This is a genomic window from Amycolatopsis methanolica 239, assembly GCF_000739085.1.
GTDB classification, from domain to species: domain Bacteria; phylum Actinomycetota; class Actinomycetes; order Mycobacteriales; family Pseudonocardiaceae; genus Amycolatopsis_E; species Amycolatopsis_E methanolica.
The window spans coordinates 3,211,440-3,234,122 of sequence record NZ_CP009110.1 but is presented as its reverse complement, the minus strand read 5'-3'; the positions used below and the strand labels follow the sequence as shown (position 1 = coordinate 3,234,122).

Below are 22,683 nucleotides of genomic sequence, written 5' to 3'. Positions count from 1 at the left end.
TCCTGGGACCCGGCCACCGTCACTGTCCGGGCGCAGTCGCGGGGCTTCCGCGAGATGCTGCGCCCCATTTCGACGAATGACTGAGGAGAGACGATGAGCGATACCGGCGACATGCCCGCGCGCATCGGGTCCGGCAGCGTCGCACGCAACGACTACGCCTTGGGCAAGGTGCCACCCACCTGGCGTTATCGCACGTCCGAGGTCGTGCTTTCACTGCTGGGCGGTGCCACGGCAGCCATCTTCCTTTCGCTGCCCGCGGGGTTGTCGGCGTCGTTCGGCATCGCGAACGTGCTGATCGCCATCGCCTACGCGGTCGTGGTGCAGACCCTGCTCAACGTGCTGTACGTGAAGACAGCCTCGCGCACGGGACTGGGTTCGGCGCTGATGTCGCGGGGTCTCGGCCTCGGCTTCGATGGTGCCGCCTGGACCACCCTGCTCTACTGGGTGAGCTGGCTGACCTACTTCGCGACCGAGGGTCAGATCCTCTCCAGCGCCCTGTCCGCGCAGACGGGAATTCCGCTGAAGATCTCCTACCTGCTGGTGGGCCTGGTGTTCCTGCCGTTGGTGCTGTATGGGTTGCAGTTCGTGGCCAAGTTCCAGAAGTGGACGCTCTACGTCTACGTCGTCGGGCTGGCGGCACTGCTGATCATCGTGCTCGCCCGGTCGGATATGTCCGCCACCGGCGAGTTTCTCGCCGCGCACATGGGTGCCGTGGGCGGAGTCGGCCTGCTCGGTGCGGTGGCGTCGTACAACGGACTGGTCGGCAACGTGGCGTTCGGGCACGCCGACATGGGGCGGTTGCTCGCGAACGACCAGAGCCTCGTCCGCGGCGGCCGGCGCGGCGCGCTCTGGGTGGCGCTGCTCCCGTACGCCTTCGGCGCCTACGTCATCGCCGGCGGGATCGGCCTGTTCCTGTGGGCGTCCTCGGGCGGAGACACCAATCCCGGCCAGTACATGGTCACGATCATGGGCGTCGCCGGCTTCCTGCTCATCGTGGTCACCCAGCTGCGCATCAACCTGATCAACGCCTACAGCGGCTCGCTCTCGCTGGCGAACTTCTTCTCCCGCCTGCGATTCACGCCCGGCAGGTCCTTCTGGGCGGTCGTCATGGTGGTGGCCGGCACCCTGTCGATGTACCTCAACGTCCTCGGTCACCTGGGCACCGTCCTCGCCGTCGAAGGTGTGCTGCTGGCCGCCTGGATCGGTGTCAGCGTCGCCGACCTCCTGCTGGTCCGGGGACGGGGCGGGCACGGGCCGGCCAACGGCCGGTTCATCGAGTATCGCCGCGCCATGCTCAAGCACTGGAACTGGACCGGGGTGATTCCCCTGTTCACGGCTACCGTCGTCGGCTCCTTCCTGGCGGTGAGCGGACTGCTCGGGCTCCTGGGCGGCCAGGTCACGCTCTACCTGTCGAACTGGGTCAGCTTCTTGATCGCCGGCGGACTGACCTGGTGGCTGGGCGTGCGAGCACGCGGCCGCCAGTACGCGATCCGCTCCCGAATCACCTGGCCGCGAGAAGATCTCGTCGTCGCCTGCCCCGTCGACGGCGAGGTCGTCAGCACCGACGACCTCTTCCCGTGCCCGTTCCACAAGCAGTGGATCTGCTCCGAGGACTGCATGCAGACCAAGGAGTGTGGCGACGCCTGCCGCTCGATGCCGGAGCAGGTCCTGGTGCAGATCGCGCCGCTACCGCCGCGCACGCCCGGCCTCGAAGCGGCCAACGCGCGCCTGCGCGGCGAACACCGGGCGTCGGCGGACGACGTCCCGCAATCCTGAATCCACATCGGAGGAGTCATGTGTTTCCTGGCAGGGATGAACGGGCCCCGGCACTGGCTGCTGGCCAGCAACAGCGACAACCCGTACACCACGACGAATCATCTGCTGGCCGCGAGTGGTGAACGCCACTCGTACCTGGCGGTCCGCGTCGTCGTGCCCGACGCCGATGTCTTCGTGCCGTGGGCTGGAATGCTCACTCGCGGCGTCAACGCCGCCGGGCTCGGCTTCACCTACGCGTTCGTGCCGGAGCAGGACATGGCGGACCACCCCGCGCAGGAGTGGTCCGCCCGGATGCTCGCCACCGCGTCGACCGTGGAGGAGGGACTGACCTATCTGACCGGAGACGAGACGTTGCCGGGCAACTACCTCTTCGCCGACAGGTCGGGGGGGATGGCGGTCGTCGAGGTGGGGGGTGGGCGCGTGGAGGTGCGGCCCCCTGCGACCGGCACCGAAGCGCGCGCCAACGGGTGGCGGTTTCTGGCGGAAAAAGCCGCGCCGTCCTGGGACGACTCCACCGCGTCGACCCACCGGCAGGGCCGGGGCAGCGAGCTGCTCGGCGCGCTGGACACCGCCAGCCCGGAAGCGTTGCGGCACGTTCTGCGCGACCACCGGGAAGACGGCGGGCCGGCCGGGAAGCACGGCCGTTCGCTGTGCAACCACGGCACCACCGACGGCACGATCTCCAGCGAGATCATCGATCCGTCCGGGCACCTGTGGTTCGGGTTCGGTTTTCCGTGTGGCAGCCCACGAGGGTACGAGCAGGACAGCCGCACGCCGTGGGGACGGCTCGTCCGCTTCTCGCTGGCGGAGGGTTCCGGAAGTGGGGACCTCACCACCGCTGACGGCACGATCACGCCCCTGGGCGTGCGGCTCATGTCCTGAACGGGGCTCCTACACCGCGTAGGTGTGGTCGGGCACGTCGGTGACGAACATGTGGCCCGGGGCGTGGGTGATCGCGAACGGCGGCCGGGACGCCATGATCGCCGCCTGCGGGGTGACACCACAGGCCCAGAAGACGGGCACTTCGCCCGGCTTGATCTCGACGGCGTCGCCGAAGTCCGGAGTGGACAGGTCGGAGATGCCGAGCGCCGCGGGCTCGCCGATGTGGACCGGGGCGCCGTGCACGGCGGGGAACTGGCCACTGATCCGCACGGCGTCCGCCACCCGGTCGGCGGGGATCGGCCGCATGGACACCACCATCGGGCCGCTCAGCCTCCCCGCGGGCCGGCACGGGCGGTTGGTCCGGTACATCGGCACGTTGCTGCCCGCGCTGATGTGCCGGACCTCGATCCCCGCGGCGACCAACGGCGTCTCGAAGGTGAAACTGCAGCCGATCAGGAAGGTCACCAGATCGTCGGCCCAGTATCCGGTGATGTCGCCCGGCTCGTCGACGAGCTCCCCGTCCCGCCACACCCGGTACGCCGGCAGGTCCGTGCGGATATCGGCATCCGCGGCCAGCGCGGTGTGCGGGCTGCCCGCGTCGGAGACGTCGATGATCGGGCAGGGCTTGGGATTGCGCTGCCCGAACAGGAGCACGTCGTAGGCGTACTCCCGGGGAACGATGATCATGTTCGCCTGGGCGTGACCGGGCGCCCAGCCCGCCGTCGGCACCCGCACCCCGGCCCGGAAGCGACCGCGGGCCTCGGCGGGGCTGGTGACCGATGTGATGTGCATGAACGCTCCTCAGGGGAATCGGATCCGGCGATCGCCGGAGACGGTTTGCAGGGGGTAACGGGCCAGGTGCCCCGCCGGGCTCGTGCGTGCAGGTGGTCACGTGATCCCGCGGGAAGACCAGCGGGTGCCGGTCGCCGCCAGGACAGAAGATGGGAGTCCCCACGGCGCGGCCCGGCCGTCGATGCCGATGGGCATTGCCGACGACTCGGCTGGCCAGGTTCCCTGTCAGCTCGCCCAGCCCGGCGGGACCGGTCAGCCCGTCGACGAGCGCGGTGCGGGCGCCCGGTAGCGGATGGGCACCGGCGAGCATCTTCGTGATGTCCGACTTGTCCCCCCATCCGCTGCGCGCCACCAAATCCGAGATCACCTCGTGGGATTGTTCTACGATACCCACATAACCTGTTGCCGGAGCCCGAGACCCTGGCGGATGCTGGCGGTCGCCGTGACGGTGACCGGACAGGCCCTCACTCCGGCTCGAGCGGCGGCTGGACCGCGCGGTAGTACAGGTCGAGGCAGAGCATCAGCTCGGTGTGAGTGACCCCGGTCAGCGTTCTGATCTCGCCGTCGACGAGACGGGCCATGTCCTGGGTACTACGGCAGACCGCCTCGGCGAAGATGTCGAAGCGGCCCGCGCACGCGGCGACGTAGGTGATCGACGGAATTCTCGTCAGGGTCTCGGCAAGATCCGCCACGCTGTGCCCAGGGGTGCACCGGATCGCCACCCACACCTGGTTCTCGAAACCGAGACTGCGCGGGTTGGCGATGGCCGTGATCCGGATGATCCGCTCAGCGAGCAGGCGCGTGACCCGCTTGCGGACCTGGGATTCGGACATGCCCAGCCGGTCCCCGATGACGGAGAAGGCGAGCCGTCCGTCGCCGGTGAGCTCGGCGACGATCTTCCGGTCCGTCGCGTCGAGCGAGCCGCGTACGTCGCGCACGCCGTTGCGGGCCTTCTCCTGGGCGGCGTCCCACTCCGGTTCCTGGTAGTGCAGCTGCACGTAGGGGAAGATCTCCACGCCGCGCACCCCGGGCAGCGGCGCCAGCGACTCGTGCACCACCGACAGCAGTTCGCTCGTGTCGCGGCACAGCACCTCGACGAGCGCGTCGTACCGGCCGGTGGTGATCACGGCGTAGTCGACGGCGGCGACCCGGGTGACGGACGCGATGACCGCACGGACGTTCCGCCCGCCGTCGAGATGCAGACCGACCAGCGCCGCCACCCGGTAACCGAGGACCGCGGGATCGGTGACCGCGGTGATCTGGATGACCTGGTCCGCGAGCAGCTGGTTCACGCGACGCCGGATCGTCCGCTCCGGAACGCCGATCGCCTTCGACAACGCCACGAAGGACTGCCGGCCGTCGGCCTGCAACGCGCGAATCAGAGCGCGATCGGTATCGCTGAGCCCGCTGCTTCCGTCGTCGCTGGGAAGCGGGAACACCCCTGGCAGGAAACTGGGCACCGGGTCGTCGGGTCCGCACATGGAAGGGAACATAGCTGGCTCCCGGGCCGGGGCCCCGGCCCAACCCCGCTTACGCGGGAGCCGCCGAGCGGGCGTGGACGAGCTCGCCCCCGAAGTACACCTCGTCCACCCGCACGTCGAGCAGTTCGTCGTCCGAGCACGCGAAGGGGTCGCGGTCCAGCACGATCACGTCCGCGCGCTTGCCCCGCTCGAGACTGCCGTAGCGGTCGCCCTCGCCCAGGGTGGCCGCCGCGTTGACGGTGTGCATCCGCAGGGCCTCCACGACGGTGATCCGCTGGTCTCCGTCCAGGATCTCCCCGAAGAACGACTGCCGCCGCAGGGTGCACCAGATGCTGAAGAACGGGTTGGTCGCGCGCTCCTCCGAGCCGATCCACACATCGGAGCTGCCGGTGATCGGCCAGCCCTCGTCGAGCAGGTCGCGGAAGGGAAACCGGCCGCGCTTGCCGTAGTCGCCGAGATAGGTGGGGAAGAAGTCGCCGAAGGTGTAGAGGAACACCGGCTGCGGCACGGGTATGATGCCCGCCCGGCGCCACAACGCGGTCGCTTCCGGCTCTGGCAGCAGGTTGCCGGCGTGCTCGATCCGGGGCGCGGGCGCTCCGGATGGCACACCGCCGGCCGCGATGATCGCCTCGCACATGGCTTCTTGCGCACGGTCACCGTTGGCGTGTATCGCGAGCTGGAGCCCCGCCGCCGCGGTCCGCTCGAGCGCCGCGGCGACCTGCTCGGGACTGAGCGCCACCTGACCGCAGTGGTGGCCGTGGCCGTCGAGGACGTAAGGCCGCTTCATCGCGGCGCTCGCCGCCGAATAGCCGCCGTCGGAGAACATCTTCACGCCGTGGATCCGGATCAGGTCGTCCGCGGCTTCCAGTCCGAGCCAGTCGGCGTGGGTGCACGCCTGCTCCAGGCTGACGGTTCCCGGTGTCCACAGGTAGATCCGCAGCCGGGCGCCCAGTTCACCGTCGCGGTGCAGCCGGTCCATCTCACGCAGACCCTCGACCGTCTCCGAGATCTCCCCGATCGTGGTGACGCCGTGGACGGTGAACAGGTCGTGCACGCCCTGGCGGATGGCGTGGCGCAGGTCCTTGCCCGAGAGGCGGGGCAGCGGCAGGAGGTTGTCCATCTCCTTGACCACACCGGTCGGTTCGCCGTCCTCGTCCCTTTCGACGGTCGGCATACCGGTGATGCTGTAGTCGGCGGCCTGGTAATCGCGGTCGATGCCGGCACGGGCCAGCGCCGGGCTGTTGAGGACACTCACGTGGCCTCCGGCGCGGACCACGATCGCGACCTCGGTGCTCACCGAGTCCAGCTCGGCACGGGTCGGCAGCCGCTTCTCGGCGAGCTTCTGGTCGAAGAACAGATTGGCCTGGCCGACGAGCCAGCCATCGACCGCGTCGCCGAGATGCGCTCGGAGGGTGTCGAGAACGTCGCCGACGTCGGCGCACCGGGGCGCGCGGCAGTCGACCGTCTGGTACAGGGTGCGCGCGGCGACCTCCATGTGCGCGTGCACGTCGACGAAGCCGGGCATGATCGGCCGCGCCGCGAAGTCCTTGACGACGGTCGCCGGCCCGATGTGCTCCCGCCCCTGCTCCCGGGGGCCGGTGGCGACGATGTCGTTACCGCGGATGGCGACGAAACCAGGGGACACCGGATCGTCGTCGGCGAGCCAGACGACCCGGTTCGAGAAGAGAACCAGGTCCGCAGCGTTGCCCATCTCGGCGTTACCTCCCAAGTCGAGGACTGCACCCAGCCCGTCGTGGATGTCTTGATGACGATATGGGCCACTTATCAGGTCGTCAAGAACGAAAAAGCGCTTGACAGACGTCATCAGCGACTGATTACGTTCGTCCCTACTTCACGTCCGACTGTTTCCTTCACAGGGAGGTCCGTCATGTCTGCCGTTCGTCACGCGGAGATCGCCGGGGGTGGCCTCGCGGGGCTGACCGTGGCCACCGCACTCGCCCAGCGCGGCTGGAGCGTCCGGGTCCACGAGCGCGGCCGCGAGCTGCGCGAGATCGGCGCCGGGATCTTCGTGTGGGAGAACGCCTTGCGGGTTCTCGAGGAGATCGGCGCCTACGACGACGCGACGCACCGAGCCGAGCGGGTCTCCAGCTGGCAGCTGTTCGACGAACGCCGCCGGCTCATCCAGGACGACTGGATGAAGGGCGACCACACCCGCCTGTTCACGGTGCTGCGCACCGATCTGCACCGCGCGCTGGCCGACGCGGCGGTCCGGGCCGGTGTCGAGATCGTGACGAATTCCCTGGTCGCCGGAGCCACCCCGGAGGGCGAGCTGCTCCTCGAATCCGGGGAGACCCTCCGCGGGGACCTGGTGGTCGGCGCGGACGGCGTCGGCTCGCCGGTGCGCAACGCGGTCGGACTGAACCTGGCGGTGCGGGACCTGGAGGACGGGTGCAGCCGTCACCTGATCCCGCGCACGCCGCAGGACCCGGTCAACCACGCCCTGGAGTACTGGAACGGTGGCCGGCGCGTCGGTGTCGTCCCCGTCACCCCGGACCAGGTCTACGTCTACACCTGCTGCCCCGCCGAGGATCTCGTCGGCAGGCAGAAGCCGCTCGACAAGGAGTCGTGGGTGCGCTCGTTTCCCGCTCTGCGCGACACCATCGAGCGGATCCCGAACGTGTCGCGGTGGGCCTCGTTCTCCGACGTCCGGTGCCACGGCTGGGTCAAGGGGCGCGTCGCGATCATCGGTGACGCGGCGAGCGCGATGTCGCCGAACCTGGGTCAGGCGGCCTGCCTGGCGATGACGAACGGGTACGCGCTCGCGCTGGTGCTGGAGGGCGCGACGGACGTGCCGTCCGCCTTGCGCGCCTGGGAATCCCGGCAGCGGCCCGTCACCGACGCCACGCAACGGTACTCGCGGCTCTACGGCAAGGTCGGCACCCGCTGGCCGCGGCCGCTGGCCGACGTCCGCTCGGCGCTGGTCTGGTTCGCGGGCCGGTCCAGGGCCTGGCAGGAGCGGGTCAACGTGGCGGCACACCAAGGCGCCCAGCTGGTCCGGCAGGACCAGCGCGGCTGAATCCGCGCACAAGCATCCACAGCACAGGAACAAGGAGGTTCCTCATGGCGGGCAACAACATCGCCAGAGCGGGCGCAACCGGTGGGGTGGTGGAGCGTCGCTCGATCGACTACATCCCCCTCACCGAACGACACGGCAAGGCGTGGCACCAAGGCCCGTTCTGGCTCACCGGCGGGTTCATGCTGCCCTCTCTTCTGATCGGCTTCCTCGGGCCGTCGCTGGGGCTGGGACTGGTGTGGTCCCTGGTCGCGGTTGTCTGCGGCATGGGCTTCGGCACCCTGTTCATGGCGTTGCACGCCAACCAAGGACCACGGCTCGGGTTACCGCAGATGATCCAGTCCCGGGCGCAGTTCGGCTCACGCGGAGCGATTTTCCCGCTCCTGATGGCCGTGTTCATCTACGTCGGGTACAACGTCTTCCAGATGGTTCTCGCCGGAGACGCGGTCGCGATGTTCCTGTCCGGCGGCCGTGTCTGGTACCTGGTGTTCTCGGTTGTCGCGGTCGTCATCGCCGTGGTGGGACACGACCTGCTGCACACCGTGCAGCGGTATTTCAGTTACCTGATCATCGTGATCTTCGCGATCCTCACGGTCGCCGCCGTCGTCCGGTTCCCGCTCAGCGGGGCGACGCCAGTCTCGTCCGGGTTCACGTTCTCGGCGTTCCTGGCGCAGTTCGCGGCCGCCGGCGGGTACCAGATCAGCTACAGCATCTACGTCTCGGACTACACCCGGTACCTACCGCAGGACCTTCCCGAGGGCAAGCTGATCGGTTGGACGTTCCTGGGCGGCTTCACCGGTGCGGCGTGGCTCGCCTGCCTCGGCAGCCTCATCGCCAGCTACGTGCCGGGCCCGAACGCGCTCACCGAGCTCTACCACATCGGTGACGGCATCTTCCCCGGCTTCGGCGTGGTGGCCGTGCTGGCCACCCTCCCTGCGCTCATCGGCACTTCCGGGGTCAACGCCTACGGCGCGATGCTCTCGGGGATGACGATCGTCGACGGGATCAGGCGGGTGAACCCCACCTTGCGCGTACGGATCACGGGAGTCGTGTTCGTCGGCGTCGTCGGCGCGTTGATCAGCGTGACCATGCCCGCCGACTACATGAGCAGCTTCGAGGAGTTCATCATGATCATGGTGAACCTGCTGGTTCCGTGGACGGCCGTGAACCTGGTCGACTTCTACCTCGTCCGCCACGGCCGCTACGCGATCGCCGACATCAGCGACCCCGACGGGGGCGTGTACGGCCGCTGGGCGTGGCGTGGCCTGACCGCCTACTTCGGTGGGTTCCTCGCGATGATCCCGTTCCTGTCGCTCGGCTTCTACACGGGACCGATGACCACGGCGCTCGGGGGCGCCGACATCGCCTTCATCGTGGGCCTGCTGGTGTCGGGCGGTCTGTACCTCCTCCTCAGCGGCAAGATCCGCAACAACCCGCGCACACCCGGCGGGCAACCGAGCGGAGTACCGGCGCTGCACACCCTCGGGTAAGCCGGAGGCGCACCGCCCCAGCCCGGCTGCCACCCCGACCGCCGACAACCGGTCGGGGTGGCAGCCGGGCTACCGGCCCCCCAGCGGGACAGCCGGCCGGGCGCGAAAGCTCGTCGAGGACCATGAAGGCCGCCTCCACGACACCGGCCCGCGCCGAAGGACGAGCCGGTGATCCGAGGGTCGAGCGCGTGCTCCGGGTCAACCTGCACGGGCTGTTCCTGTGCACGCGCCACGTGGCGCGGCACATGATCGAGCGGGGCGAAGGCGGCCGGATCATCAACATCACCTCGATCGACGCGCTGCACCCGTCGGCTCCCGGGCTGGCGCACTACGACGCGTCCAAGCACGGCGCGTGGGGGTTCACCAAGAACGTCGCTCTGGAACTGGCACCGCACGGCATCTGGGTGAACGGCGTCGGGCCCGGCGGCATCGCCACCCCGGGCGTGGCGGCCGCGCAGTCCGCAGCCCCGGCGGGGGTGGACATGGCGGCCGTGCTCGAAGGGTTCCTGGCCAGGATCCCCATGAAACGCCTCGGCGACCCGGACGAGATCGGCCGGGCCGCGTTGTTCCTGGCCTCGGAGCTGTCCTCGTACACGACGGGCACCCAGATCGTCGTCGATGGCGGAGCGCTGTTGTCGTGATCCAGCCGAGCGGCGAGCCGCGACACCACCCCGCGGTGGTCGCCCACCGCGCCCACCGCAGCGGTGACGCGCAGTTGCGGCTCGCCGACTCGATCACCCGGTTCGCGGGCTCGATGTGGTTCGTCTACCTGCACGCGATCGGGATCGCGGCCTGGATGCTGGCCCTTGAGCGCGGTCCCTGGCCCACCCTCACCCTGGTCGTGTCGTTCGAGGCGATCTTCCTGTCCACGTTCGTGATGATCGGGCAGAACCGGCAGGCGGCCTTCCAGCAGATGAAGGCCGACCACGAGTTCGTCCAGCAGGAACTCGAGCTCAAGACCAACACCGAACTGACCCGGCCCATCCACGCCATGACGGCCGAGCTGCACCGCCGGATGCTGGCCGACGACCGGAGCCCGTCGTGACGGACCTGCTGATCGGCACGCCAATGGTGGTCCACGACTCCACCGGGGTGAGCCACGACCCGCGGGCCCAGGTTGACTGGCTCGCGGGCGAAGGGCTCCTCACCGTCGCGCCCGATCTGTACCACTGGGGCAGCCGGCTCGGCTGCCTGCGCACGATCCATACGGGACATCGGCGCCCGGCGGGGGCGGACGTTCGACGACATCGCGGCCGCCCGTGCTCTGCTCGCCGGGGACGACCGGTGCACCGGCGGTCGGCGTCATCGGGTTCTGCATGGGCGGCGGGTACGCCCTCGCGCTGGCGCCGGACCGCGGTTACGCGGCCGCGGCCGTCAACTACGGCGGATGCCCCGCCGACGCCGAAGCGTGGCTGGCCGGAGCCTGCCCGGTCGTCGGCAGCTTCTGCGGCGCGGGCCGGGCCCCTGGGCGCCAAGGCCGGACGCCGCCTCGACGACCTCCTCACCCGCCTCGGCGTGCCCCACAACGTCAAGATCTACCCCGGCGCCGGGCACGGGTTCATGAACGACCATGCCCCGGCCGACCTGACCTTGATGTTGCGGGTGCTGGGGCGCCTGCCCGGCACCCGGTACGACCAGGCCGCGACCGCCGACGCGCGACGGCGGATAGTCACCTTCTTCCGCGACCACCTGCGCTGACGAGGGGCACCGGCCCTGCTCGACATCATCGGTGAGGGGCTGACGAACCGGCAGCGCGCGCAGCGCATGCCGGCCGGCCTAGCACGCGGGGCTCAGCGGACCCGGTGGGCGCGGAGGGCCTTGTGCAGCGCATCCGCTCCCCACACCGCCGGGACCGCCAGCGCCGCGAGTGACCAGCCCAACGGGGTCGGCGGGTCGCTGCCCAGCAGGCCGGGCAACGGCGGAACCAGCAGGAACACCGCGAGCATCCCGGCTTCCAGCGCGGTGGCCCACAGGAGCAGCGGGTTGCCCCGGAAACCGCGGCGGCCGATCCAGCTGCTTTCGCTGCGGCAGGCGAACGCGTTGGCGAGCTGGCCGAGGACGATCTCGGTGAAAGCGGTTCCCGACGCGGTCGCCAGTAGCGCCGCACCCGGCTCCTCCCCGAACCACCAGCCGCCGGCGAGCAGCACTGCCAGGAACGCTGCCATCGCGGTGAGCGCCTCGGCCGGGCCGAGCACCCCGAATGCCCGGCGCACCAGCCGGCCGTCGATGAGGTTGCCGGTGCGCGCCCGGCCCCGCATGGTGCGCGGGTTGGGCGGCTCCGCGCCGAGCGCGAGCGCGGGCACCAGGTCGGTGCCGATGTCCAGCGCCAGCACCTGCAGCACTGTGAGACCCAGCGGGATCGAGCCGCCGGAGAGCGCCCACACCGCGAACGGCGCCAGCTCGGCGACGTTGTCCGTGAGGTGGTAGGTCAGGAACCGGCGGATGTTGGCGAACGTGGCCCGCCCCAGCTCGATCGCCCTGACGATGGTGGTGAAGCGGTCGTCCAGCAACACCAGGTCGGCGGCCTCACGGGCGACGTCGGTGCCGGAGGCACCCATGGCGACGCCGATATCGGCGGTGCGCAACGCCGGGCCGTCGTTCACCCCGTCGCCGGTCATCGCCACGACGTGCCCGCGCGACTGCAACGCCCTCGCGATGCGCAGCTTCTGCTCCGGGCTCACCCGCGCCACCACCGCCCCGTCGGTGTCGAGCAACTCGGCGAGCGCCGTGTCGTCCCCGGGCAGTTCCGTGCCCTCGACCACCACCCGGTCCGCACCCAGCAACCCGATTTCGGCGGCGATCGCGGCCGCGGTGCCGGGTGGTCGCCGGTGATCATCGCGGCGCGCTCAGCTCCTGCACCGCGTCGGCCGCGCCGGCGGGCAGGTCCACGCACAGCGGGAGCACGCTGTCCGGCGCGCCCGTCACATGGAGGCCGTCCACATCGGACACCGATGAGCGGCGCCGGTACGGGTCGAATGGCCGGCGGCCGAGCGGAGGCGGCGGAGCGGGCCGCCCGGCACGGCTCGCGAGCACGTGCAAGGCGACCTCCATCGGGTCGCCGACCGGATGCCACGTCCCGCCGCGCTCCACCGCCCGCGAGTCCGGCGAGCAGCGCGCCGCGGAATCGGCCAGGGCCCCCGCCGCGCTCAGCGCCGCGGAGCTCCCGTACAGCCGTCCCTCGGGCAGGTACCCCTCGCCGTCCACGGTCACGGTCCCGTCCGCGGTCCAGGCGGCCACCACCGACATCTCGTTGCGGGTCAGGGTCCCGGTCTTGTCGGTGCAGATGAACGTAGTGGCGCCCAGCGTCTCCACGGACTCCAGCTGCCGCACGAGCGCGTTGCGCGCGGCCATCTTCTGCACCGCACGGGCCAAGGACAACGTCACGGTCGGCAGGAGACCTTCCGGCACGAGCGCGACGGTTACCCCGATGGCGAACAGGAACCCCTCGCCCGGGGCGAAGCCGAGCAGCAGCGCGATCCCGAAGAACAGCACGCCCACCGACACCGCGATCACCGAGACGATCCGCACCACCCGCTGCAACTGCCCGGTCAGCGGGCTGCGCGGGCGGGTAGCTTGTGCCGTGATCTGGGCGATCCCGGCCAGCCTGGTGTGCGTGCCGGTGGCCGTCACAGAGGCGGCACCGTGCCCCTCCACGACGTAGGTGCCGGCGTGCACGCGGCCACCCTCGTCCGGATGCTCGGGAGCGCTCTCCCCGGTCAGCAACGATTCGTCCACCGACAGCCGGCCGCCGGAGAGCACGGTGGCGTCGGCGCAGACGCGGTCTCCGGCTTCCAGCAACAGCACGTCGCCGACCACCAACTCGGTGGCGTCGACCGTGATCGGTTTGCCGTCCCGCCGCACGGTGGCGCGCACGGGTAGCAGGTCCCGCAACCGTTCCGCCGCGCGGTCGGCGCGGTACTCCTGCACGAACGAGAACACCCCGTTTACCAGGACGACCACGGCGATCGCGATCGCCAGCGCGGGCATCCCCGCCAGCAGCGCCAGCCCCGAGGCGACCCACAACATGAGGGCGAAAAAGTGCACCAACTGTTTGACGAACTCCACGACCGGATTGGCCCGCCGTGCGGCGGGCAGGGCATTGGGCCCGTCGCGGCGCGACCGCTCGGCGGCTTCGGCCGCGGACAACCCGTTGTCGAGCACCGCGCCGGAGGCAGCTCGCATCACGTTCTCCTGGGGATCCGGTCGCGGATCAGGGACGGACGACCATCACGGGACACTCCGCGTGATGGATGAGGGCCTGGCTGGTCGAGCCCAGCAACAGCCCGGTGAACCCGCCGCGGCCACGGCTTCCGACCACGACCAGCTGCGCCTGCCCGCTCCACTCCACCAGCTGGTGGCGCGGCCGGTCGCGCACAACGACCCGCTCGACCTTGACGTCCGGGTACTCCTCCTGCCACCCGGCCAGCCGCTCCGCGAGCAGCCGCTGCTCGTCCCGCTCGATCTCCTCCCAGTCCAGCGCCAGCGGCAGCGAGCCGTAGAAGCCGGTGAACTGGTCGTCGCTCCACACGTGCACCGCCACCAGCGGGGTCTCGCGGCGGCACGCCTCCTCGAACGCCATGGCCAGCGCGCGCTCCCCGGAGGGACTGCCGTCGACCCCGACCACCACCGGACCGGACTCGGCGTCCCGGCCGCGGACGACCACCACCGGGCACGCGGCGTGCGCCGAGACCGCCACCGTGGTCGATCCGATGAGCATGCCGGTGAAGCCGCCCGTGCCGGAGCTGCCTAGGGCGATCATGCGGGCGTTGCGGGACCGTTCGACGAGTAGCGGCGCCGCCGGCTCGTTGGGCATCTCGGAGGTGATCCGCACGTGCTCGCCCGTGATCTCCCTGGCCGCGCCGACTGCCTCCGCCACCACGCGCTCGCCGGCCCGCACGAGGTCGTCGTAGGCGTTCTGCAGAACTGGCATGCCGGCCCCGTAGAAGCCCGACAGGGGCGCGAACCCGTAGACGATGTGCAGTGGCTCGTGACGCAGCCGCGCGGCGGCGGCTGCCCAGCGGACGGCCCGAAGGGACTCCCCGGAGCCGTCGATCCCGACGACGATCGCGTACTTCGCGTTGCTCGTGTTCATGACACCGACGCTAGGAACAGCGGGCCGGGCGCCGCTGCGGGCCATGGTCATCCGCGGCGAGGACTTCCGGCCCTGCTCATCCGCACGTCGCGCGGCCCCGTTGCGGACGCACCGGCAGGCGCAGCGGACTCCCGGGCTCAACCCGCCGCGGGGATCCCGCTCACCCACATCCTGCCCGGACACTCCGCAACGGCTGGCACCCTGGCGCGGCAGTGGGACGTTCCGCTCTTCCTCAGCGCCGCGGAACTGCCCGCCGCCCGCGGCCGGTTCCGGCCCTCCTTCCGCATACCACGAGATGCAGAGTGATAACCGGTGCTGTCCAGGGGTTCACGCAGGATGCCATCCGCCCAGCGATGACGCCCCTTCCCCTACGGTAGCTCAAAACGTTTCCGCTGGTAGAGCGCGTGTGGGGATGGGTTTCAGCCACCACCATCCGTGTTGCACCGTAAGGCAAAACGGCGTTCGGGCGCTGCTGCAATTGCCGTTGCCGACCAGGTCGGTACCCCGAGTGATCGGGGTGGACGACTCTGCTCATCCGCGGTGATCGGAACTCGGCTGATGCTGTTGTGGCGTCCCAGGACGACAGGGTCATGTCAAGTGCCATTGCGGTGGGCGATGCGCTCGCCTGCGCCGATGGTGCGGTGCCGGCGCATTGACACCCACGACGGGCGGCGTGTCCTTCCGGACGTGTCCCGGACGGCACGGACGCGGATTTTGACGGCATTTATACGGCTCGCGGACCGCCCGGCCGATCACGGTCTGCCTACTCTTCGGGCGTGCCCACCGCGACGTCCGTGCTCAAGCGCCTGGTGGTCGGCCGCCCGTTCCGCAGCGACCACCTCGCGCACGAGTTGCTGCCGAAGCGGATCGCACTGCCGATCTTCGCCAGTGACCCGCTGTCGTCGGTCACCTATGCCACCCAGGAGATCCTGCTCATCCTCGCCCTGGGCGGGGTGGCTTTCCTGCACCTGACGTCGTGGATCGCGCTCGCGGTCGTGGCGCTGCTGGTCGTGGTAGTGCTGTCCTACCGGCAAGTGGTGCAGGCATACCCCAGCGGCGGCGGGTCCTACGAGGTCGCCTCGCGCAACCTCGGCCGCGACGCGGGCCTGGTGGTCGCCGGGGCGCTGCTGGTCGATTACGTCCTGACCGTCGCCGTGTCGGTCGCCGCGGGGGTGGACAACATCATCTCGGCAGTCCCCGAGCTCGGCCCCCACCGGATGCTGATCAACTTCGTGTGCGTCCTGCTGCTGACGGCGATGAACCTGCGCGGGGTGCGGGAGTCGGGACGCATCTTCGCCGTCCCCACCTACGCGTTCGTGGCCGGTGTGCTGCTGATGATCGTGGTCGGACTGGTCGAGACCGCTGTCGGTCACCGTCCGGTGGCCGAGAGCGCGCACTACGGCATCCGTGCCGAGCACGTCGGGCTGTCCGGGCTGGCCCTGGTATTCCTGGTGCTGCGGGCGTTCTCCTCCGGCTGCACCGCCCTGACCGGGGCGGAGGCGATCTCCAACGGGGTTCCGGCCTTCCGCAAGCCGAAGGGCCTCAACGCCGCCCGCACCATGACCGCCATGGGCCTCCTGTCGCTCACAATGTTCGGCGGGATCACCCTCCTGGCCCTGGTCTCCCAGGTCAAGATCGCCGAAAACGCCTGCGACCTCATCGGCTACCCCGGCGACTGCGCGAACGGCGACCAGCGCACGGTCATCGCGCAGGTCGCCGCGGCCGTGTTCGGCGGCGACAACAGCGTCGGGTTCTACTATCTCCAGGCCAGCGCCGCGCTGATCCTGATCCTCGCGGCCAACACCGCGTTCAACGGCTTCCCGCTGCTCTGCTCGATCCTGGCCCGGGACCGCTACCTGCCGCGACAGCTGCACACACGAGGTGACCGGTTGACCTTCTCCAACGGGATCATCCTGCTCGCCCTGATCGCCGCGGTACTGATCTATAGCTTCGACGGGTCCACCACCAGGCTGATCCAGCTCTACATCATCGGCGTGTTCACCTCGTTCACCCTCTGCCAGACCGGCATGGTGCGGCATTGGAACCGCGAACTCCGCGCAGCCGGCACGGGCGCAGAACGACGGCGCCTCCACCGCGCCCGGATCATCAACGCATTCGGCGCCTGCTTCACCGGCGTGGTGCTGGCGGTCGTGCTGATCACCAAGTTCTCCCACGGCGCCTACCTCGTGGTCATAGCCATCCCGGCGCTGTTCGTGATGATGCGCGTCATCCAGGGCCACTACCGCCGGGTTCGCGAAGAACTCGCCCCCGACGAAACCGGCGCCCTCCTTCCCAGCCGGGTGCACGCCCTGGTGCTGATCTCCACCCTGCACAAACCGACCCAGCGTGCCCTCGCCTTCGCCAGGGCCGCGAACCCGGACACGCTGACCGCGATCACCATCAACGTCGACGAGGCCGAAACCCGCGAACTCGAACGGACCTGGGAGATCTACGACGTCAAGGTGCCGCTGAAAGTCCTCGAATCCCCCTACCGCGAGATCACCCGGCCCGTGGTGGCCTACATCAAGAACATGCGCCGGGTCAGCCCCCGCGACGTCATCTGCGTCTACATCCCCGAATACGTCGTCGGGCACTGGTGGGAAAACCTCCTGCACAACCAAAGCGCGCTACGACTCAAGGGACACCTGCTCTTCGAACCGGGCGTGATGGTCGTCAGCGTCCCCTGGCAACTGCGCTCCAGCGCCCGCCGCGACCTCGAACGCGCCAACCGCCTCCCCGGCGACGTCCGCCGCGGCATCCTCTGACCGCAAGATCTCGGGTCGGCCGCGCTGGTCGCCGACGGGCTGCACGGCCGCACCGCGGGGTTCACCTCGCTCGCCTTGCTCGGCGCGGCCGGGGTCGGGCTCGGGTTCCCGCTGGCCGGCGCCATCATCGGCCCGTCGATCGCACCACGGTCGAACTGGTCGAGCACGCCGCAGCCGCCGTCGACGGGGAGCAGCGCGCCGGGCAGGTGCGCATCCGCTGGATCGGTCCCTCGCCACACGCCGAACTGACAGTCGGCGTCGACGCCACCCTCACCGTCGCCCAGGCGCACCGGCTCACGCACGGAGTCGAGCACCGGCCCGACAAATCTCAAAGAACTGCGGCGAGTCGCACCATACATGGTCAATCCAACGAGCCGGCTGTTCCTCAGTTGCCGGCGCGCCGCAGCAGCTTCCGGACAGTCACGGCGACGAGGCCGCCCACCAAGCCCCAGGGACCGGCGACGATGATCGGGTCCAGCATCTGGTGTTTCACGTCCGCGCGATTCTTCCCGAGACGGGACGAGACACCGCGCCGGGAGAACTCGCTGAGTACCCCGGTCTGCGTGATCGGGTTGTCGGGGCGCAGGGTCAGCATTGAACGCGCGTGGTGCTCCCACGCGTCCGCCAGGAGCGAGTGGTCCTCGAGTCCCGGCAGCGGGTGGGTGGCGCCGTCGCGGTACAGGACGGCACCCGATGTGACGCTCTGTACCAGGCGCGCGGTACCGAGCAGCGAGCGCATGGGCGACACGCACCGGGCGACCAGTGGCGCGAGCTGCCCGACGCGGTCGCGAAGATCATCGGATGGCGCATTCCGGCCGGAGAAGAGCAGGGCGAGCAGCCCCAGGTACGGGCCGCCAGGCTCGAAGAGCGGCACGCCCAGGCCGTCGCGGAAGCCGGCCGGGATGAGGCACTCCGTCCAGGTGGGCAGCTCATCGGCCGGGACGGGGAGCTCGGCCAGGCTGACCGGTGGCCGGTTCCGGTCGAGTTCGGCCAACCGGATCTCGCGCGAAACCGACGGACGATCGAGGCGGTCGAGGACGGATCGCTGCAGCCCGGTGCTTCCGACCGTCGCGTAGGCGTTCGTCCCCGGGGTGGACAGGGCCAGCCAGCTCACTTCGGCGGGCAACCGCCGCTGCGGCGTCTCCAACAGGGTCTGAGCCGGCTCGGACAAGGGGACGCCGGTGGCGGCGATTTCGATCATTTGGCAACGATCGGATCGTCCGGCATGACAGCTCCCTTCAGCGGCGCGCGAGCAGGGGCGTACCGAGCGCCGGCGATCGGATGCTGTTGACCCGCTGAGGCCGTCGCGACTGGATTTGGCCTTGCGGTACCCGCTACGACGACACCCAACCGGCCCGGTGAAGGTGAGCGCGCTGCGTTCGAACGGCACCCCGGAGCATGTGGAGGGACCTCAGGCCGGTATGGGCATGTCTGCCGATACCGCCCCGGGCGTCCGCTCCGTGTATGGAAACTGCCGCCCGGCCGCGGGCGGCTGGAATCCGGCACGAGGGAGCAGGCAGATGAAGGCAGTGGTGTACGAAGGGCCGCGGCAGGTGAGCGTCAAGGACGTGCCGGACGCGAGGATCGAACGGCCCACCGACGTCCTGGTTCGTATCACGTCGACGAACATTTGTGGCTCCGATCTCCACATGTACGAGGGCCGGACCGACTTCGAGCCCGGCCGCTGGTTCGGGCACGAGAACCTGGGGCAGGTGGTCGAAGTCGGCGACGGGGTCGACAAGGTGCAGGTGGGGGACTATGTCGTCCTGCCGTTCAACATCTCCTGTGGACACTGCAAGAACTGCGAGCGTCAGCTCACGAACTACTGCCTGACCGCCCAGCCTGAGCCGAAGTTGGCCGGCGCCGCGTACGGCTTCGCGGACATGGGGCCGTGGGCCGGAGGACACGCCGAGCTGCTGCGCGTGCCGTGGGGTGACTTCAACTGCCTGCGGCTCGGCGAGGATGCGGAGGAGCGCCAGAGCGACCACGTGATGCTCGCCGACATCTTCCCGACCGGCTATCACGCGACCGAAATGGCCGGCGTGCAGCCCGGCGACGAGACCGTCATCTACGGCGCCGGCCCGGTCGGGTTGATGGCTGCCCTGTCGGCGACCCTGCGCGGGGCGAGCAAGGTGATGATCGTCGACCGGCACCCCGACCGGCTCCGGTTGGCCGAATCCATCGGCGCGATCGCCATCGACGACTCGAAGGTCGACCCGGTGCAGGCCGTCCTCGAGGAGACCACGGGTCTGGGAGCGGACAACGGCTGCGAATGCGTCGGTTACCAGGCGCACGAGCCGGACGGTCAGGAGCAGGCGAACCTGACCATGAACCGGCTGGTCGGCTCGGTCCGCTTCACCGGGAGGATCGGCAACGTCGGTGTCTTCGTGCCGCAGGATCCCGGCGCCGGCGACGAATTGGCCAAGCAGGGCCAGCTCGCCTTCGACTACGGCCTGTGCTGGTTCAAGGCCAGCACATCGGCAGCGGCCAAGCGCCGGTCAAGAAGTACAACCGGCAATTGCGCGACCTGATCGCCGGGCGCAAGGCCGAGCCGTCGTTCATCGTGGGTCACGAGCTTCCGACAACCGCGACGACGGCTGGACAAAGGTCGTCCTGCACCCGGCGATGGCGGGTGCCTGAACTGGCCGGAACTCTGGACGGGCGCCGGGTGGCCATCCTCGCGGCCGACGCGGTGGAGCGGGCCGAACTGGAGCAGCCGCGGCGGGCGCTGGAGGACACCGGCGCGCGAACCGACGTGGTTTCCCTCGGCAACTGGGGAGATCCAGGCACGCGACCACGACCTCGAGGATGCCGGCACCTTCCCCGTCGACCGCGTGGTCCGCGAGGTCTACCCCGGCGACTACGACGCGCCGCTCCTGCCCGGCGGGACGGTGAACCCGGACAAGCTGCGGATGGAACCCGCCGCCGTCCGGTTCGTCCGCGACTTCGTGCACTCGCGCAAGGTGTCCGCGCCGTCCAGCTCGCGTCACGTCGCGGTCCGCGGGCTGGACGGCGCGGCCGCGCCCTCACTCGGCAGGGAGCAATGGCGACTCGCTCCGGGACGCGGCTCCCGGCCGGTCGGCCAGGTTCGATCCCTTGGTCTCACGCAGGGCGAACGTGCACACCAGCGAGAGCACCGCGGTGCCGACCATGTACCAGGCGACCGCCGTGATGCCTCCCGTGCGGTCGAGCAGCCAGGTGGCGATGACCGGCGCCAGCGCGCTGCTGGCCAGCGTGCCGAGGGTGTAGCCGAACGAGATGCCCGAGTACCGGATCCTGGTCTCGAAGGCCTCGGCGAAGAACGCGGCGAGTGGGCCGAACGCGGCGGAGAAACCAGTGCAGATCAACAGGTAACCGAGCACGGCGAGCAGGAACGAGCCGGAGCCGAGCAGCCAGAACCAGGGAAACGCCAGCACCCCCATCGCCACCGTTCCCGCGGCGAAGACCGGCTTGCGGCCGAAACGGTCGGAGAGCGCGCCGAAGAGCGGCAGGGTGACGAAGGTGAGCGCCATCGCCGCCAGCACGATCCACAGCATCGAGTTCCGGCTGAAGCCGATCTGCTGGGCGCCGTAGCTCAGGCCGAACACCGTGGTCAGGTAGAACGTGACGCCGATCGAGAGGTAGGCACCGCCGGTCAGCAGGACCTGTTTCGGGTAGTGTCGCAGCACGAGGGCGATCGGCAGCTTGACCACGTTCTCCTTGTCCTTCAGGCGGTCGAAGCTGGGGCTTTCACCGATCTTCAGCCGCACGACGAGTCCGACGAGCACGAACACGCCGCCGATCAGGAACGGCACTCGCCAGCCCCAGGACAGGAAGCTCTCGGGCGACATCGCGCCGAAGGCGAGGAAGACCGCGTTGCCGAGCATGAGGCCCGCCGGCACGCCCATCTGCACCCAGCTGCCGTAGTAGCCGCGGCGGTGGGCCGGCGCGTGCTCGACCGTCATCAGCACCGCACCACCGTACTCACCGCCGAGCGAGAGGCCCTGGATGAACCGCAGCGTGACGAGGATGATCGGGGCGGCCACCCCGATGGTCCCGTAGCTGGGCAGCACACCCACGGCGAAGGTCGTGGTCCCCATGATGCTCAGGGTCAGCACCAGCATGGACTTGCGGCCGATCCGGTCGCCGAAGTGCCCGAACAGGACACCGCCGATCGGCCGCGCGACGAAGGCGGCGGAAAACGTCGCGAACGACAACAACGTGCCGATCACGGCGTCGAACTGCGGGAAGAACTGGGTGTTGAAGACGAGTCCGGCCGCGGTGCCGTAGATGAAGAAATCGTACCATTCCACGGTCGTGCCGACGGCGCTGGCGAATCCTGCTTTTCCGCTGCGCGAGATCAGGGACATCGGTGTTCCTTTTCGTCGGGAAGTTTTCCGAAAGCTTCTTCGTGGCGGGCACCCCGTGGTACCTCCACCTGGAGAGGTCAGAAAGCGCCGGGAAAAGTCGCGCAAGTAGTCGGCGCCTCGACGGGCGCGGGACCGGGGTGTATCCACAGACCCTTCTCCCGGAACCAGGCACGGGCGGCGTCGGCGTCCGGTTGCGCACCGGTGGCGAGCACGCGGCGCAACGACGAGTTCCGCAGACCACGCAGACCGGTTCGATCGAGGTCCACATAGGACGAACCGGGCGCGGAGAAGGTGGTCACCGGGAATCGTTCCAGCAGGCCGCGGATCCGGGTGGGGTCACCATCGGTTTCATCGACCAGGATCGCCGCCCCCGCCGACCACGGCTCGATCATGCCGAGCAAGACGCCGGCGGCGGTGTGCCGCGGGGTGAGACTCAGGTGCAGGTCGTCGCGGTGCCGATCCAGCCACGCCAGGCCGAGTTCGTCCGCCAGTCGCCGAAGGTCGGCGTGGCTGTACCTCTCGTCCTCGGCCAGCAGAACCGGGCTGTCCGGTGGCGCCGGTGCGGGTTCGGTCCCGGCCAGGAACATCATGGCCCGGTAGTTCATCGCCTCGGCGTGCGGCAGGCCCCCGACGCAGACCACGTACCGCACCACACCCGCCCGCCGCAGGGCCAGCGCGGGTTCGAGGTGCGCATCGTCGACCACCACGACGGCCGCTCCGGCGGCTCGCAACCGGTCGCCGTCCGGCGCCCCGCCGGGCATCGGCGCGAACGGGACCCCGGCCCGCATCGCCCCGGCGGCGACCTCCCACCATTCGGGCACCGGCCGCAGCAGCACCGCGACCGACTCCCCCGTCGCCAGCCCGAGGCCGTTCAGGAGGCCGGCGAACCGCGCGGCACGGTCGGCGAAATGCGAATACGGGAGCAGCCGATGGCGACCGCATCGGTCCACCCAGATCAACGCCGGCCGGGCGGCGTGTTTTCCCCAGTAATCCAGGAACGCACTCATGACGAAACACCTCAC

General features: G+C 69.8%; 17 protein-coding genes and 4 pseudogenes. 12 read left to right on the top strand and 9 right to left on the bottom strand.

Annotation, left to right across the window (positions count from 1 at the left end; all coding sequences use genetic code 11):
• Positions 1-93 precede the first annotated feature (93 nt).
• A complete protein-coding gene (locus tag AMETH_RS15580) occupies positions 94-1,776 on the top strand; it encodes a purine-cytosine permease family protein (RefSeq protein WP_017988199.1) in 1,683 nt (560 codons plus the stop codon).
• A gap of 36 nt (positions 1,777-1,812) precedes the next feature.
• A complete protein-coding gene (locus AMETH_RS15575) occupies positions 1,813-2,658 on the top strand; it encodes a C45 family peptidase (RefSeq protein WP_017988198.1) in 846 nt (281 codons plus the stop codon).
• 9 nt (positions 2,659-2,667) lie between these two features.
• On the opposite strand, the gene AMETH_RS15570 is transcribed toward AMETH_RS15575, so the two are convergent.
• The 3 genes from AMETH_RS15570 to AMETH_RS15555 form a co-directional block, all read right to left on the bottom strand.
• Entirely contained in the window at positions 2,668-3,450 is a 783-nt protein-coding gene (locus AMETH_RS15570) for a putative hydro-lyase (protein WP_017988197.1), read from the bottom strand.
• A 464-nt stretch (positions 3,451-3,914) separates the two neighbouring features.
• A complete protein-coding gene (locus AMETH_RS15560; RefSeq protein ID WP_026154013.1) occupies positions 3,915-4,931 on the bottom strand; it encodes an Lrp/AsnC family transcriptional regulator in 1,017 nt (338 codons plus the stop codon).
• Between the two features lie 49 nt (positions 4,932-4,980).
• Entirely contained in the window at positions 4,981-6,756 is a 1,776-nt protein-coding gene (locus tag AMETH_RS15555; protein WP_209436874.1) for an amidohydrolase, read from the bottom strand.
• Positions 6,757-6,819: 63 nt separating this feature from the next.
• Here AMETH_RS15555 and AMETH_RS15550 point away from each other — a divergent pair, with 63 nt between their 5' ends.
• The 6 genes and pseudogenes from AMETH_RS15550 to AMETH_RS42585 all read left to right on the top strand — a co-directional run bounded on the left by AMETH_RS15550 (position 6,820) and on the right by AMETH_RS42585 (position 11,153).
• Positions 6,820-7,968 carry an FAD-dependent oxidoreductase gene (locus tag AMETH_RS15550; RefSeq protein WP_017988193.1) on the top strand — a complete coding sequence of 383 codons (1,149 nt, stop codon included), beginning with the start codon at positions 6,820-6,822 and terminating at the stop codon, positions 7,966-7,968.
• A gap of 44 nt (positions 7,969-8,012) precedes the next feature.
• The gene (locus AMETH_RS15545) at positions 8,013-9,455 is read left to right on the top strand and encodes a purine-cytosine permease family protein (RefSeq protein WP_017988192.1); all 1,443 of its coding nucleotides are present in this window, start codon (positions 8,013-8,015) and stop codon (positions 9,453-9,455) included.
• 122 nt (positions 9,456-9,577) lie between these two features.
• Positions 9,578-10,096, top strand: coding sequence for an SDR family NAD(P)-dependent oxidoreductase (locus tag AMETH_RS15540; RefSeq protein WP_020486788.1), 519 nt, complete (start codon positions 9,578-9,580; stop codon positions 10,094-10,096).
• Positions 10,093-10,500, top strand: a complete 408-nt coding sequence (locus AMETH_RS15535; RefSeq protein ID WP_017988190.1) for a DUF1003 domain-containing protein — start codon at positions 10,093-10,095, stop codon at positions 10,498-10,500. The genes AMETH_RS15540 and AMETH_RS15535 overlap by 4 nt, the downstream gene beginning before the upstream one ends.
• Before the next feature lie 271 nt (positions 10,501-10,771).
• Positions 10,772-10,843: pseudogene (locus AMETH_RS42590) on the top strand (dienelactone hydrolase family protein); the annotation flags it as partial.
• Positions 10,844-10,919: 76 nt separating this feature from the next.
• Positions 10,920-11,153, top strand: a complete 234-nt coding sequence (locus AMETH_RS42585) for a dienelactone hydrolase family protein (RefSeq protein WP_410468253.1) — start codon at positions 10,920-10,922, stop codon at positions 11,151-11,153.
• A 92-nt stretch (positions 11,154-11,245) separates the two neighbouring features.
• Here AMETH_RS42585 and AMETH_RS41905 read toward each other — a convergent pair whose 3' ends face one another.
• The 3 genes from AMETH_RS41905 to AMETH_RS15520 all read right to left on the bottom strand — a co-directional run bounded on the left by AMETH_RS41905 (position 11,246) and on the right by AMETH_RS15520 (position 14,547).
• Positions 11,246-12,217, bottom strand: a complete 972-nt coding sequence (locus AMETH_RS41905; RefSeq protein WP_275451572.1) for an HAD-IC family P-type ATPase — start codon at positions 12,215-12,217, stop codon at positions 11,246-11,248.
• Positions 12,218-12,287: 70 nt separating this feature from the next.
• Positions 12,288-13,637: an HAD-IC family P-type ATPase gene (locus AMETH_RS41900; RefSeq protein ID WP_223843159.1), complete on the bottom strand. Its 1,350-nt coding sequence runs from the start codon at positions 13,635-13,637 to the stop codon at positions 12,288-12,290.
• 28 nt (positions 13,638-13,665) lie between these two features.
• Positions 13,666-14,547: a universal stress protein gene (locus AMETH_RS15520; protein WP_017988188.1), complete on the bottom strand. Its 882-nt coding sequence runs from the start codon at positions 14,545-14,547 to the stop codon at positions 13,666-13,668.
• A 776-nt stretch (positions 14,548-15,323) separates the two neighbouring features.
• Between AMETH_RS15520 and AMETH_RS15515 the strand changes: the two genes are divergently transcribed.
• On the top strand, positions 15,324-17,312 hold the full coding sequence (locus tag AMETH_RS15515) for an APC family permease (RefSeq protein WP_017988187.1): 1,989 nt from the start codon (positions 15,324-15,326) through the stop codon (positions 17,310-17,312).
• Positions 17,231-17,569 (top strand): annotated as a pseudogene (locus tag AMETH_RS36800) (hypothetical protein); the annotation flags it as partial. The gene AMETH_RS15515 and the pseudogene AMETH_RS36800, both read left to right, overlap by 82 nt.
• A gap of 128 nt (positions 17,570-17,697) precedes the next feature.
• Here the strand turns inward: AMETH_RS36800 and AMETH_RS39190 are convergent.
• The gene (locus AMETH_RS39190) at positions 17,698-18,702 is read right to left on the bottom strand and encodes a hypothetical protein (protein ID WP_209436873.1); all 1,005 of its coding nucleotides are present in this window, start codon (positions 18,700-18,702) and stop codon (positions 17,698-17,700) included.
• Positions 18,703-18,832: 130 nt separating this feature from the next.
• On the opposite strand from AMETH_RS39190, the pseudogene AMETH_RS15500 reads away from it, so the two are divergent.
• Together AMETH_RS15500 and AMETH_RS41490 are read left to right on the top strand one after the other, a co-directional pair.
• Positions 18,833-19,952: pseudogene (locus tag AMETH_RS15500) on the top strand (glutathione-independent formaldehyde dehydrogenase).
• Between the two features lie 194 nt (positions 19,953-20,146).
• Positions 20,147-20,218: pseudogene (locus AMETH_RS41490) on the top strand (peptidase C56); the annotation flags it as partial.
• 120 nt (positions 20,219-20,338) lie between these two features.
• Here the strand turns inward: AMETH_RS41490 and AMETH_RS15495 are convergent.
• Positions 20,339-21,661 carry an MFS transporter gene (locus AMETH_RS15495; RefSeq protein WP_017988185.1) on the bottom strand — a complete coding sequence of 441 codons (1,323 nt, stop codon included), beginning with the start codon at positions 21,659-21,661 and terminating at the stop codon, positions 20,339-20,341.
• Between the two features lie 77 nt (positions 21,662-21,738).
• Positions 21,739-22,668 (bottom strand): AMP-binding protein, encoded by a 930-nt coding sequence (locus AMETH_RS15490; RefSeq protein ID WP_017988184.1) that lies wholly within the window; start codon positions 22,666-22,668, stop codon positions 21,739-21,741.
• Between the last annotated feature and the right edge of the window lie 15 nt (positions 22,669-22,683).

Excerpts from the sequence above, each read along its gene's own strand:
- AMETH_RS15580 (WP_017988199.1), top strand. The coding sequence starts at position 94 with ATGAGCGATACCGGCGACATGCCCGCGCGCATCGGGTCCGGCAGCGTC.
- AMETH_RS15575 (WP_017988198.1), top strand. The coding sequence starts at position 1,813 with ATGAACGGGCCCCGGCACTGGCTGCTGGCCAGCAACAGCGACAACCCG.
- AMETH_RS15570 (WP_017988197.1), bottom strand. The coding sequence starts at position 3,450 with ATGCACATCACATCGGTCACCAGCCCCGCCGAGGCCCGCGGTCGCTTC.
- AMETH_RS15560 (WP_026154013.1), bottom strand. The coding sequence starts at position 4,931 with ATGTGCGGACCCGACGACCCGGTGCCCAGTTTCCTGCCAGGGGTGTTC.
- AMETH_RS15555 (WP_209436874.1), bottom strand. The coding sequence starts at position 6,756 with ATGACGTCTGTCAAGCGCTTTTTCGTTCTTGACGACCTGATAAGTGGC.
- AMETH_RS15550 (WP_017988193.1), top strand. The coding sequence starts at position 6,820 with ATGTCTGCCGTTCGTCACGCGGAGATCGCCGGGGGTGGCCTCGCGGGG.
- AMETH_RS15545 (WP_017988192.1), top strand. The coding sequence starts at position 8,013 with ATGGCGGGCAACAACATCGCCAGAGCGGGCGCAACCGGTGGGGTGGTG.
- AMETH_RS15540 (WP_020486788.1), top strand. The coding sequence starts at position 9,578 with ATGAAGGCCGCCTCCACGACACCGGCCCGCGCCGAAGGACGAGCCGGT.
- AMETH_RS41900 (WP_223843159.1), bottom strand. The coding sequence starts at position 13,637 with ATGCGAGCTGCCTCCGGCGCGGTGCTCGACAACGGGTTGTCCGCGGCC.
- AMETH_RS15520 (WP_017988188.1), bottom strand. The coding sequence starts at position 14,547 with ATGAACACGAGCAACGCGAAGTACGCGATCGTCGTCGGGATCGACGGC.
- AMETH_RS15495 (WP_017988185.1), bottom strand. The coding sequence starts at position 21,661 with ATGTCCCTGATCTCGCGCAGCGGAAAAGCAGGATTCGCCAGCGCCGTC.
- AMETH_RS15490 (WP_017988184.1), bottom strand. The coding sequence starts at position 22,668 with ATGAGTGCGTTCCTGGATTACTGGGGAAAACACGCCGCCCGGCCGGCG.